The sequence below is a fragment of the Streptomyces sp. NBC_00464 genome (genome assembly GCF_036013915.1).
Classification (GTDB): domain Bacteria; phylum Actinomycetota; class Actinomycetes; order Streptomycetales; family Streptomycetaceae; genus Streptomyces.
Genome location: NZ_CP107899.1, coordinates 3,624,521 through 3,637,241 on the forward strand (window position 1 = coordinate 3,624,521; position 12,721 = coordinate 3,637,241).

General features: G+C 70.5%; 11 protein-coding genes. 9 read left to right on the forward strand and 2 right to left on the reverse strand.

The genetic code is table 11. The features are described from left to right. The first annotated feature begins 67 nt into the window (after nt 1-67). A complete protein-coding gene (locus OG912_RS16185) occupies nt 68-739 on the forward strand; it encodes an ATP-binding protein (protein WP_327709943.1) in 672 nt (223 codons plus the stop codon). A gap of 254 nt (nt 740-993) precedes the next feature. Beyond that, nucleotides 994-1,959, forward strand: coding sequence for a DUF5926 family protein (locus OG912_RS16190; RefSeq protein ID WP_327709944.1), 966 nt, complete (start codon nt 994-996; stop codon nt 1,957-1,959). A 754-nt stretch (nt 1,960-2,713) separates the two neighbouring features. Here OG912_RS16190 and OG912_RS16195 read toward each other — a convergent pair. Further along, nucleotides 2,714-3,469: a bifunctional DNA primase/polymerase gene (locus OG912_RS16195; RefSeq protein ID WP_327709945.1), complete on the reverse strand. Its 756-nt coding sequence runs from the start codon at nt 3,467-3,469 to the stop codon at nt 2,714-2,716. Nucleotides 3,470-3,949: 480 nt separating this feature from the next. Here OG912_RS16195 and OG912_RS16200 point away from each other — a divergent pair, with 480 nt between their 5' ends. Both OG912_RS16200 and OG912_RS16205 read left to right on the forward strand, forming a co-directional pair. After that, on the forward strand, nt 3,950-5,437 hold the full coding sequence (locus OG912_RS16200; protein ID WP_327709946.1) for a PP2C family protein-serine/threonine phosphatase: 1,488 nt from the start codon (nt 3,950-3,952) through the stop codon (nt 5,435-5,437). A gap of 122 nt (nt 5,438-5,559) precedes the next feature. Beyond that, nucleotides 5,560-7,023 carry an aminopeptidase P family protein gene (locus OG912_RS16205; RefSeq protein WP_327709947.1) on the forward strand — a complete coding sequence of 488 codons (1,464 nt, stop codon included), beginning with the start codon at nt 5,560-5,562 and terminating at the stop codon, nt 7,021-7,023. Nucleotides 7,024-7,060: 37 nt separating this feature from the next. Here OG912_RS16205 and OG912_RS16210 read toward each other — a convergent pair whose 3' ends face one another. After that, nucleotides 7,061-7,660 carry an ATP-binding protein gene (locus tag OG912_RS16210; RefSeq protein ID WP_327709948.1) on the reverse strand — a complete coding sequence of 200 codons (600 nt, stop codon included), beginning with the start codon at nt 7,658-7,660 and terminating at the stop codon, nt 7,061-7,063. A 257-nt stretch (nt 7,661-7,917) separates the two neighbouring features. Between OG912_RS16210 and OG912_RS16215 the strand changes: the two genes are divergently transcribed. The 5 genes from OG912_RS16215 to OG912_RS16235 all read left to right on the forward strand — a co-directional run bounded on the left by OG912_RS16215 (nt 7,918) and on the right by OG912_RS16235 (nt 12,714). After that, nucleotides 7,918-8,715, forward strand: coding sequence for a hypothetical protein (locus OG912_RS16215; RefSeq protein ID WP_327709950.1), 798 nt, complete (start codon nt 7,918-7,920; stop codon nt 8,713-8,715). A gap of 102 nt (nt 8,716-8,817) precedes the next feature. Next, nucleotides 8,818-9,561 carry a YcnI family copper-binding membrane protein gene (locus OG912_RS16220; protein ID WP_327709952.1) on the forward strand — a complete coding sequence of 248 codons (744 nt, stop codon included), beginning with the start codon at nt 8,818-8,820 and terminating at the stop codon, nt 9,559-9,561. A gap of 47 nt (nt 9,562-9,608) precedes the next feature. After that, nucleotides 9,609-10,262, forward strand: a complete 654-nt coding sequence (locus OG912_RS16225; RefSeq protein WP_326737477.1) for an SCO family protein — start codon at nt 9,609-9,611, stop codon at nt 10,260-10,262. Beyond that, nucleotides 10,259-10,708 (forward strand): copper chaperone PCu(A)C, encoded by a 450-nt coding sequence (locus OG912_RS16230; RefSeq protein ID WP_326737476.1) that lies wholly within the window; start codon nt 10,259-10,261, stop codon nt 10,706-10,708. Before OG912_RS16225 ends, OG912_RS16230 begins: the two co-directional genes overlap by 4 nt. Before the next feature lie 14 nt (nt 10,709-10,722). Beyond that, nucleotides 10,723-12,714 carry a copper resistance CopC/CopD family protein gene (locus OG912_RS16235; protein ID WP_327709954.1) on the forward strand — a complete coding sequence of 664 codons (1,992 nt, stop codon included), beginning with the start codon at nt 10,723-10,725 and terminating at the stop codon, nt 12,712-12,714. Nucleotides 12,715-12,721 lie beyond the last annotated feature (7 nt).

The window sequence follows — 12,721 nt, forward strand, 5'->3', positions numbered from 1 at the left end:
CGGCACCCCCTCACCGTCGATTACACGGAGTACACCGGCGCATTCGGCGCGTACCCGATCGTTACGAGTGCGTCACTCGCAGGCCATTGGCCGGTTTCCGGTCCAGTCCAGGGGGGCATCCACTCCGTGGCGTGGGGCAAAGGAGGTCTCGGGGGTGGCGTTGGTGGTGGCACAAGAAGTGCCCACGTCGTCGAGCATGGCCGTACCCCATGGCCCTGCGGGCGTGGGTCAGGCACGGCACCGGATGCGTGAGCAGTTGCGCAGTCAGGGTGTGTCGGATTCGGTCGTCGACGATGCTGTATTGATCCTTTCCGAACTGCTCAGCAACGCCTGCCGGCACGGCAGGCCGCTGGGCCGGCACAGCGACGTGGGAGACGGCGACGTGCGCGCCGCCTGGCACGTCGACAGAACGGGCGGGCTGACCGTCGAGGTGACGGACGGAGGCGGTCCGACCCGGCCGGTTCCGGCCACTCCGTCGGTGACCGCTCGCGGCGGCCGGGGGCTCAACATCATCAGCGCTCTCGCCGAGGAGTGGGGCGTGCGTGACGACTCGTCCGGCGAGGTCACGGTCTGGGTGCTGGTCAACGAGGGGCACGGCCGCCCCGACCGACGGCCGGGCGCTCGGGGCAACGGGCGGGCCCCGGGTGTGACGGGGCTCCCGGGTGGCGGCTCGGAAGTGAACGGCGCGGCGGGCCTCGACGGGCTGGATTTCGCCGACGCGTTCGACGACGCGGGCTGAAACCGGACGGCGTACCCGCGGTGACCGGGCACCCCGGGGAACTGCCCCTGGCATGGCCTTCATCCTGCGTACAGGCCCCGCCAGGCGCGCCAGCCGGACCGCGCCCAGGATTCCCGCGCCGCGATTCCCGCGCCATGTCCGACGGTCCCGGGTCGGCCGCACCCCCGGACGGCACCCGGGCTGCCCCCGGACCGTGCACGGGCGGCTAGGCTCGCGGCCCAGACCGCACTGTCGCAATCGGGAGAAAGCCCACCATGGCGAAGAAGCGCCCTCAGACCAAGGCCGGGAAGCAGCAGCTCACGGATGGCGAGATCCCGGTGGTCGGGGCTCGCGAGCCCTGCCCGTGCGGTTCGGGCCGCCGGTACAAGGCCTGTCACGGCCGCGCCGCCGCCCAGGCCGTGGCCGAACTGGTCCAGCGCCCCTTCGAGGGGCTGGCCGGCGAATGCGACTGGGTCGCACTGCGCGAGCTGGTGCCCGCCGCCACCGTCGAACTGACGCTGAAGGGCGGACTGCCCGAGGGTGTGCCGTCGGTGACGCTCGCGACCGTCCTCCCGATGGCATGGCCCGCCCTGCGCCGCGACGACGGTTCGGTCCTGCTCGCCCTGCAGAACGACACCTCCTCCGGCGACCTCAGCCGCGACCTTGCCGACACCCTCCAGCGAGCGCTGGAGGCCGAGCCCGGCTCGCCCGTCGCCGCCAGGCGCGTACCCGCCGAAGGTCCGCGACTCCAGGACCTCCTGGACGCCGACGCACCGTTCACGCCGGTCGTGCACCCGGGCTTCGAGTTCTGGGTGCCGGACGCGGAGAACGCCACGGCCGAGGTGTCCGCATCCCTGGAGCGCGCCAATGACGCGGCGATCCCGACCGTCCTCCTCTCCGGGGTGGACGCCGGCTACTGGTGCGAGACGCCGGAGAAGAACCACCTGCGCTGGGTCATGCCGCACCCCGAGGAGCAGCTCCTCGACGCGCTCGCCCGGCTGCACGCCGCAGGCGCCTCCTCGCTCGGGGAGGGGACCCGGCTGGTCGGCTCGTTCCGCGCGCACGGCCTGATGGTCCCGGTCTGGGACCTGCCGAGCGGAATGGGTGCCGAGGAGTGCGAGAAGCCCGCCGCCGCGTTCGCGGAGCGGCTCGCGACGGCGCTCGCCTCGGATGCGCCGCTCACGGCCGAGGAGCGGCGCGCGCGTGGCGGGCTCACCAACCGCCAAGTGACCCTCAGCTGACAGTGACCATCAACCGGACTGCACGGTGACGCCCGTCACAACTCACCGTACTCACAGGTAAATCGCTGTCCGAATACGCGAGATCGAATTTGCGAACGGCAGATCTCTTGTTACCGTTCTAGAAGCCCGGTCGCTGGTGCATCCCCCGTCGCCAGCGATCGGGCATCCTCATGTCCCGGTACGGCGCACACGGCGCACTACGCGGCGCACGAACCGCGCACAGGCCCTGCACAGGGCCCCTGGACGAGCCTTTCGGCTTCACATCCAGCCCCGCCCCAGCCCTGCCGCCCTTCAGCGCCCATGTGACGGCTTCGGTAGTGGCACGGCGTCAACCCGCCGCCAGGGGAGCCCGGTTGGACTCGGTGTCGACAACGGCGCCACACGGCCGCCGGACCGCTCGGTATCGGACAGAAGTTGCCGGCCGGCTCCCTTTCCGAAATACACCACGGAACAGCCCGCGAAGAGACCTTCGAGGGCAGTTCGAACGGCTTTCGGAAGGAGCATCAGAAAGCCGGCCACCGGCGGACTTTGCATCGGCAGACTTTGCATGACCGAAACAGCCATCACCGGATGACTGGAACTCCCGCATCGATCACCGCACCCGGAAGGGAAACGCCAGGAATCCGACAGCACTCGGCAATGAAGGCGGAGCGAGAAGAACAGATACGGATCAAGCACGGAAGCCGCATGACGAACGGCCGCCACCGTGGACACGCCGGACCCGGCCCCACCGCCACCGGCCCGGACCCATCGGTCAGTGGGCGAGCCGGCTTCCGCCGTCCGGGGCACTGTTGCTCGCCTCGACCAGCGCGTCCAGAACCGCCCCCACATCCGGCAGCCACGGCGCCGCCGCCGCGACCGGCACCCCACCCCCGCGGCCCGGCCGTGAATCCCGATCCGGCCGTGAATCCCGGCCCGGCCGGGAGTCCCGCTCCGGCGCCCGCTCCCAGCGCACCTGCCCCGTGCCGATCTCGGACGGCGGAAGAACGAGATAGCCGCCCTCACCGTGGAACCGCAGCGAACTGGGCACCCAGTCCTGGGCGTGCAGCAGTTCACCGAGCCGTTCAAGGGTGTACGGGGCGACCAGCAGCGACCACCGGGTAGGCGTCGCCACCACGGGGCCCAGCCGCATGCCCATCCGGTCGAGCTCGGCCACTGCGCGGGCTCCGGCCACCGCAGGCAGGCTCAATGCGCACGGCGCACGACCTCCCGTGGCCAGCAGGACCGGCGCGGCGGGCCGGTTCGTCCACCACCAGCGCACCATCCGCGCATCGGTGGTGGCGGCGAGCAGTCCGGGATCGAAGGGGTGCGCGCCGGGCACGGCGCACTCGGGATCGGGGCAGGCACAGCCGCGGCCACGCTCACCACGGCTGCCCGCTGTCTGGAGGCCCACCCCTGGGAGCACGGGCCACTGCCATACGGTGGCGCAGGTCAGGGCCGCATCGAGACGCGCGGCCCCACCCTTGCGTCCGAACCGCATCCTGCGTCGCCTTCCGAGGATCTCGCGCATGAGCGCTCGTTCCTTTCCGTTGAACGCCGAGGGTCCACATCACACCACGCGCGCGTCACATCACGTGTGCGGATCTTCACTGTGTGTACATGCTCGTCGAGCCTGCGGTACGGGTTGGTCTTCGGTACCGAGCGTGAGCTGTGCTGAGCCGAATCGAGCCGGTTCCAGTCGAAATCAGGGCGAGATGCAGGGCGCTTGCCGCGCCTGCCGTCCGTCGTATGGCCTCACCACTACGGGAGGGGGCGTGGCCGTCACAGGTGAGGACGTCCGGGCCCGCTGTCAGGTTCCGGAGGCGGTCGGGACCGCCCGTGGCCATCTACCGATTTAGGTACCCAGCATGCCCGGAATGACGCCGCCCCTGGGACTCCCCCGGGGACAACCCCCGGTCGAGCAGACCCAGTCGACCGCGAATGACCACCGCAGGGTGCACTTTTTGGCCAAGTTACTTACCCCTTGGACACCACAAATCCCGTAGGGACAATGCTGGACATCGCCTTACTTGTGCGTGTACATGTGGATGCACTGATAGCGGCGCAGAATGACATGGGGGTTTGCGATGCTATTCGACGAAACAAACCAGTCGGAAAGCCGGCGACCATGAGCGCCCCACACCTGCCGAAAGTGGCTGGAATCGATCCCACAGTTGCGGTTTCGGCGCACACTGCCGGGCCTCTCTCCGAGGTACCGGCCGCGCCCGGCGCCTTCATCCAGGACCGTCTCGCGGGCTGGGTCTCCGACCTCACGACGCTGCACGAGCTCACCGAGCGGCTGTCCAGAACCAGCACCCTCGACGACGCCCTGCACGAGCTGCTCGACGCCGGGGCCGCCCTGGTCGGAGCCCGCCGTGGACTGATCGCCTTCGAACCGTCCGACCTCCGCGGCCCCGTCAGCACCATCGGTCTCGGGCTGGCCCACGCAGAGCTCGGCCAGATCGAGACGGTGCCGCGCAGCGCCACCTCCTACGGCCGCATCCTGGAAGGTCTGCCCAACGCCGACGGCCCGCTGACCACCCCCGATCTGCTCGGCGACACCAACCTGGACCCCCGCAGGCGCGAGGTCGCCGCCCGCCTCGGCTACGCCGCCAGCTACGCGCTGCCGATCACCACCGAGCGCACCGGCCTGCTCGCCGCCGCGGTCTGGCTCTACGACGAACCCGCAGAGCCACTGGAGCGTCAGCGCCATCTCGTCGGGCTGTACACCGGGTACGCCGCCGAACATCTGGCCCGGCTGCTGGAACTGGAGCGGGCCAGGACGGACGTCGCCACCATCACCGAGGAACTTCTGCCCAGCCGGCTGCCCCGCGTGCCCGGCGTACAGCTCGCCGTACGCCATCACGCCGCACCGCAGAGCGGCAGCGACTGGTACGACGCGCTGGCCCTGCCGGAGGGTGCGCTCGGCCTCGCCGTGGGCTCGGTCGGCGGATCCGGCCCCAGCGCCCTGGCCGCCATGGGACGGCTGCGCGCAGGCCTGCGGGCGTACGCGGTGATGGAGGGCGAGGACCCGGTCGCCGTGCTCTCCGATCTCGAACTCCTGATGCGGCTGACCGAGCCGGCCCGCTCCGCGACGGCGCTCTTCGCCTACTGCGAGCCCACCCGCCACAAGATCCTGCTGGCCGGTGCCGGGCACACCCCGCCACTGATCGTCGGCGACCGGCGCACCGAGTACGTCGAGACCACCCTCTCCGCCCCGCTGGGGATGCTGTCCTGCTGGGAGGCGCCGAGCGTGGAGATCGTGCCTGCACCCGGCGAGACGGTCCTGCTGTACACCGACGGCCTGCTGCGCCGTGCCGGTGACTCGATGGACCGGGCGTTCGCCCGGCTCCACTCGGCGGCGGCGAGCGTCCCCAAGGCGCTGCGCCACGACGCCGGATCGGTCGCCGACCATGTGGTGCGCACCGTGCTGCCCGACGGGATCGACCAGGGCGACGCCACCGAGGACGTGGTCCTGCTCGCGGCCCGCTTCGACTGAGCCGTCCCGCACCCGCCGGTACCGGCGGGCCACCCTGTGTAAGAGGCCTTCCGGCCCTGGGCCCCCTTCCGTACGCCCGTACGATGGAGGGGGTCCAGTGTCGTATCAAGGAGAGACAAGTCGTGTCTGAGGAGCTCACCCCGGAGAACCCGGAGACCGAAGAGACCGAACCGGTCAAGCAGCGGAAGAACGGCCTTTACCCGGGCGTCTCCGATGAGCTCGCCGCGAGCATGAAGTCCGGCTGGGCCGACACCGAGCTGCACGGCCTGGAGCCGATCGCCCAGGCCGGACACACCGCCGACCGCCGCGCCGCACTGTCGGCGCGCTTCCCCGGCGAGCGGCTGGTCATCCCGGCCGGCCGGCTGAAGACCCGGTCCAATGACACCGAGTACGCCTTCCGCGCCTCCACCGAGTACGCGTACCTCACCGGCGACCAGACGCAGGACGGCGTCCTCGTCCTGGAGCCGAAGGACGGCGGCCACGAGGCGACCGTCTACCTCCTGCCGCGCTCCGACCGGGAGAACGGCGAGTTCTGGCTCGACGGCCAGGGCGAGCTGTGGGTCGGCCGCCGGCACTCCCTCACCGAGGCCGAGAAGCTGCTGGGCATCCCGGCGAAGGACGTCCGCGAACTGACCGCCGCGCTGGCCGAGGCCACCGGCCCGGTCCGTAACGTCCGCGGTCACGACGCCAGCATCGAGGCCGCGCTGACCGACAAGGTCACCGCGGAGCGCGACGAGGAACTGCGGGTCTTCCTCTCCGAGGCGCGCCTGGTCAAGGACGCCTTCGAGATCGCTGAACTGGCGAAGGCCTGCGACATCACCGCGCGCGGCTTCGAGGACGTCGTGAAGGTCCTCGACAAGGCCGAGGCGACGAGCGAGCGCTACATCGAGGGAACGTTCTTCCTCCGCGCCCGCATCGAGGGCAACGACATCGGCTACGGCTCGATCTGCGCCGCGGGTCCGCACGCCACCACCCTGCACTGGGTGCGCAACGACGGCGCGGTGCGCTCCGGCGAGCTGCTGCTGCTCGACGCCGGCGTGGAGACCAACGACCTCTACACCGCCGACGTGACCCGCACGCTTCCCATCGACGGCACGTTCACGCCGCTGCAGCGGAAGATCTACGACGCGGTGTACGAGGCGCAGGAGGCCGGTATCGCCGCGGTGAAGCCCGGCGCGGACTTCCGCGACTTCCACGACGCCGCGCAGCGCGTGCTCACCGAGAAGCTCGTCGAGTGGGGTCTGCTCGGCGACCTGTCCGTGGACAAGGTCCTGGAGCTGGGTCTCCAGCGCCGCTGGACGCTGCACGGCACCGGTCACATGCTCGGCATGGACGTCCACGACTGCGCCGCCGCGCGGACCGAGTCGTACGTCAACGGGACGCTGGAGCCCGGCGTGTGCCTCACCGTGGAGCCCGGTCTCTACTTCCAGGCCGACGACCTGACCGTGCCCGAGGAGTACCGCGGCATCGGCGTCCGGATCGAGGACGACATCCTCGTCACCGAGGACGGCAACCGGAACCTCTCGGACAAGCTGCCGCGGCAGGCCGACGAGGTCGAGGCCTGGATGGCCCGGCTCAAGGGCTGACCGTACGCCCCGTCACCTGCGCCGGAGGGCGCCCTGCTCAGGACACCATGAGCAGGGCGCCCTCCCGCCATTTCAGGACCTTGTCGAAGCTCACCACCGCGCCGCCGCGCCCCGGCCGGTTGCCGAAGTGGACGTGATCGGCGAGCTGCTCGATCAGGCAGAGACCCCGCCCGTCCTCGGCGGTGAGCGGCGGGTGTTCGGCGTACGGCGTTCCGTACGGCTGCCTCGTGCCGTACGGCGGCGTCGCCCCGTGCCGCTCATGCGGTTCATCCTGCTGATGCGCTTCGTGCTGCTGTGCGGCGGTGCGAAGTACGCGCCTGGCGGGGAAGCCCGGTCCGGAATCGGCGACTTCGATACGGCATTTCTCGCCGTCCAGATACGCGGTGACCCGGTACTGCCCGCAGGCAGCACCGGACGGCTCCTCCCAGGCGTCCCAGGGCTCCGTGACATCGCCCGCACCGCCATGGGCCCCACCGTGCTCGACGGCGTTGGCACAGGCTTCGCTCAGGGCGAGCGACAGGTCGAAGGAGATGTCCGGGTCCACGCCCGCGGATTCCATCGTGCCGAGCAGGAACCGACGGGCGAGCGGAACGCTCGCAGCTTCGCGCCGCAAATGGAGTGACCACCAGATGCTCATGCTCCAGCCTCCTGGCTGCGGCTCGACATACCGATACGTATTGCCGCCCGAGGCCATTCGTAAGCGCGGACGGGGTGTGAGACCGCTCATTCGGCGGATACCCGTGCGCGCCACACCTGTGCATCCCCGGCCCACAGAACCGTTCTGCCCCGTCCGTAACCGGTCCGAACGGCCCGCCTCCCGCCCATTCGGGCGGAAGACGACCTTCCGGACCTGCCGTACGGGGACCGGGGGTGCAGTGGGATGATGTCCCGGCCATGACTACGTCTGTGGGACGCGCCGGAGCCGGTATGCGGCTGCTGAGGGCCGCGGTGTTCGCCGCGGTCTGTGTCGCGTTGTCCGCAGCCGGGCACGCGATGGCCGCCTGCGCGACCGTCCCCTGGTGGACGCTGCTCGCCGGATTCCTCGGGATCCTCGCGGTGACGGCCCCCCTCGCCGGACGCGAACGCTCACTGGCGTCCATCGCCACGGCTCTGGCCGGCGGACAGATCGCCCTCCACACGTTGTTCGGCGTGGGTACGCACACCGCCACGCCCCAGGTCACGGCCGGCGGCGACGACGCCCTGATCCGGTTCGCGGCGAGTCTCGTCTGCGGCGCCGGGCCCGGTGCGCTGAACACGGCCGACGCCCATCGCATCGTCAGCACCGCGGGCATCGACCCGGCCTCGGTGACCGAGCAGACCCATCAGCACCTGACGGCCGCCGCCTCCGGTGGCGCGGCCGGGATACTGCCGACCCTGCCCATGCTGCTCGGCCATCTGCTGGCCGCGCTCGCCGCGGGCTGGCTGCTCCGGCGGGGCGAGATCGCCCTGTTCCGCCTCGCCCGGCTGTCGCTCCAGGGCGCCCAGCAGGTGGCGGCCGGGGCCCGGCTGCGGGCGTTGCGCGCCGCGCTCTTCCTTGTGGCCGCGCTGCGCGCCGGCCTTCCCGGCGGGCCGACAACCGGGCCGCGCATCCTCCGTACCGCCGTGGACGCACCGTCCCCGGTCACCGGGGATCCCTTGCAGCACATGGTGATCAGGCGCGGGCCGCCCCCCGTATTCACCCTCGCAGCCTGACGCGACGCCCTCCGCGCAAGAACGGAAGTGGTGTCGCGATCCCGTCGCGCATCCGCGCGCCGGAGCACCCTTCCTTCGTGCATCTGTGGAGTGATCCCTGAAATGAACGTTTCCCGCATCGCCCTCGCCGGCGGCGTCGCCGCGTCCACCGTGCTGATCCTCGCCGGTACGGCCTCCGCCCACGTCAGCGTCCAGCCGCAGGGCGAGGCCGCCAAGGGCGGTTACGCCGTCATCAACTTCAAGGTCCCCAACGAGCGCGACGACGCCGCGACGACCAAGCTCGAAGTCAACTTCCCGACCGATCACCCGCTGGCGTCCGTCATGCCGCAGCCCGTACCCGGCTGGAAGATCGACGTCACCACGAGCAAGCTGGCCAAGCCCCTCGACATGCACGGCAAGAAGATCAACGAAGCCGTCTCCAAGGTCACCTGGACCGCGGACGGCGGCAAGATCGAGCCGGGCCGCTTCCAGCAGTTCCCGCTCTCGGTCGGCCAGCTCCCGGAGGACGCCGACCAGCTGGTGTTCAAGGCCATCCAGACGTACGACAACAAGGAGGTCGTGCGCTGGATCGAGGAGCAGAAGGACGGCGCGGAGGAGCCCGAGAGCCCCGCCCCGGTCCTCAAGCTGACCGCGGCCACCGAGGACGCACACGGCGCCACCGCCGCCTCCGGCTCGGACTCCGCCGACAAGAACGCCGCGGCCGACCACGCCAAGGACGAGCAGACGACGGCTTCGGCGTCCTCCTCCAGTGACACCACAGCCCGGGTGCTCGGCATCGTCGGCATCGTCATCGGCGTCGCGGGCGTCGCCTTCGGCGTCCTGGCCGGCCGTCGGCGTCACGCCTGATCCCTCAAGCCCCACCCGTACACCGACCCATCAGGAATCAGTGCTCCATGGTTAAGAAGTCTGTGCTGGCCGCGGCGCTCGTCGCCGCGGCCATGCTCACCCTGTCCGCCTGCGGCGGCAGTGACAACGACAGCAAGAAGCCCATCGCCGACGTGTCGGTGGAGGAGAAGACCCAGGCCGCGACGGTGCTCGACCAGCCGTTCACCAAGCCGAACCTCGTCCTGACCGACACCCACGGCAAGAAGTACGACCTGCGCGAGCAGACCAAGGGCAAGCCGACGCTCATCTACTTCGGCTACACCAACTGCCCCGACGTCTGCCCGCTCATCATGAGCAACATCGCGATCGCCAAGAAGTCCCTCCCCAAGGCCGACCAGGAAAAGCTCCAGGTCGTCTTCGTCACCACCGACCCGGAGCGGGACACCCCGGCCTCGCTGGGCACCTGGCTCAAGTCCCAGGACCCCTCCTTCATCGGTCTCACCGGTGACTTCCCGACCATCCAGGCGGGCGCCCGGCAGATCGGCATCGGTATCGACGCACCGAAGAAGGAGAAGGACGGCACAGTCGTCTCGATGCATGGCTCCCAGGTCATCGCCTTCTCGCCGAAGACCGACCAGGGGTACGTGCTGTACAGCGAGGACACCACGCCCGACGACTACACCAAGGACCTCCCCAAGATCGTCAAGGGGGAGAAGCCGTGAACGGCCGCACCGCCCTCGCCGGCGTCCTGGCCCTCTCCACCGGGCTGACGCTGGCGGGGTGCTCGTCCTCGGACGGCAAACCGGAACTGAAGGTCATCGGCGCGTTCATGCCGCAGCCCATCAGCGACATGGCGGCCGGCTTCCTCGTCGTGCAGAACAACGGGGGCAGTTCCGACCGGCTCACTTCGGTCACCAGTCCGCTCTCGGACGAGGTCACGATCCACGAGACGAAGAACCAGGCCATGCGCATGGTGACGTCCTTCGACGTACCCGCGGGCGGTGAGCTGGACCTGGAACGCGGTGGAAACCACATCATGTTCGCCAAGCTCAAGCAGCAGCCCAAGCAGGGCGAGAAGGTGTCCGTGGAACTGCACTTCGAGAAGGCCGGCCCCATCAAGGTCGAGCTTCCCGTGAAGGAGACCACCCACAACCCGAAGAAGCAGTGAGGGACTGACAGACCATGACAGCCACCGCCCCGCCCTTCGGGCCGGACCCGTCCATATCCGCACCCACCCGGCGACGGCCGCTCACCGTCGCCGGGCTCCTCGCCGCCCTGGCCGGCGTGGTGTTCGGTCTGCTGCTGGCCGTCGCGGGTCCCGCGTCGGCGCATGCCGCGCTCACCGGGAGCGATCCACAGGACGGGGCGGTGGTCGCCACCGCGCCCAAGGCAGTCACCCTCACCTTCTCCGAACAGGTCGCCATGGGGGAGGGCTCCATCCGGGTCCTGGACCCGGACGGCAAGCGCGCGGACACCGAGGACGCCCCGCGCGATCTGCACAGCGGCTCCACCGTTAAATACGGCGTCTCCCTGCACACCGGGCTGCCGGACGGTACCTACACCGTTGCCTGGCAGGCCGTCTCCGCCGACAGCCATCCGGTCTCCGGAGCCTTCACCTTCTCCATCGGCGCTCCCTCCGAGACCACCGTCGCCCTCCCGGACAACGAGGCCGGCGGCGGCCTCGTCGGCACGCTGTACGGCATCGCCCGCTACGCCGCGTACGCCGGCTTCATCGTGCTCGCGGGCGGTGCGGCCTTCGTGCTGGCCTGCTGGCAGCGCGGGGCGGGCGCCCGCCCGCTGCAGCGCCTCGTCGTCCGCGGCTGGATGACCCTCACCGCGGCCACGATCGCCATGCTGTTGCTGCGCAGTCCGTACACCGGTTCCGGGAAGCTCGGCGACGCCTTCGACCTCGACGGCCTGAAGGCGGTCCTGGACACCAAGCCCGGCGCCGCGCTCGTCTCGCGGCTGCTGCTGCTCGGCGCCAGTGCGCTGTTCATCGCGGTGCTGTTCGGGGCGTACGCGAAGCGCGAGGACGAACGCGAGAAGAAGGACCTCACCTTCGGCCTCGCCCTCGGCGGTGCGGTCATCGCCGCCGGAATCGCCGGGACCTGGGCGCTGGCCGAACACGCGTCTACCGGCATCCAGCCGGGCATCGCCATGCCCGTCGACGTGCTCCATCTGCTGGCCGTCGCAGCCTGGCTGGGCGGGCTCACCGCCCTGCTCGTCGCGCTGTACCGCACGCCCGACATCACGGCCGCCGCCGTACGGCGCTTCTCCCGGATCGCGTTCATCAGCGTGCTCGTGCTCACCGCGACCGGGATCTACCAGTCCTGGCGCCAGGTCGGCTCCTGGTCCGCACTGACCGGCACGGGGTACGGACAACTGCTGCTCGTGAAGGTGGGGCTCGTCGCCGTCCTCGTCGGGGTCGCCTGGATCTCGCGCCGGTGGACCGCCCGCTTGGCGACGGGGCCGGGGGCGGACCGTGCGAACGACACCGACGGCACGGAGGAGGACGAGAAGGAGGAGGCCGGCTCGGGAGCTCCGGAGGCCGAGGCCGCCCCCGGCCCGGAAGCTCCGGAGGCCGCTGATCCCAACGATCCCGCTCGGGCCGCCCAGCTCGCCCGGCAGCAGGCCGCCATGGCAACCGCGGTGAAGAAGCGGGTACGTGACGCCGACCCCGACCGATCCGGCCTGCGCCGCTCGGTACTCGCCGAAGTGGGCGTCGCTGTGGTTCTGCTGGCAGTGACCACCATCCTCACCTCGACCGAACCCGGCCGCACCGAGGAGGAGGCGGCGCGCTCGTCGGCACCGGCCGCCGCGCCGGTGGCAAGCGGCCCCGTCAACCTCACGCTGCCCTTCGACACCGGTGGCAAGAACGGCAAGGGCACGGTCCGCATGGACCTGGACCCCGGGCGTACCGGAGCCAACGTGGTGCACCTCTGGATCGACGGCATCGACGGAAAGGCCATGGACGTCCCCGAGGTGAAGCTCGCCTTCACCCTGAAGTCCAAGGACATCGGGCCCCTGCCGGCCCTCCCCGTCCGGCTGACCGAGGGTCACTGGACCTCCACCGGAGTCCAGATCCCGATCGCGGGCAACTGGAACGTCGCAGTCACCGTGCGGACCTCGGACATCGACCAGACCACGGTCGACAAGAACGTGAAGATCGGCTGAGCAGGAC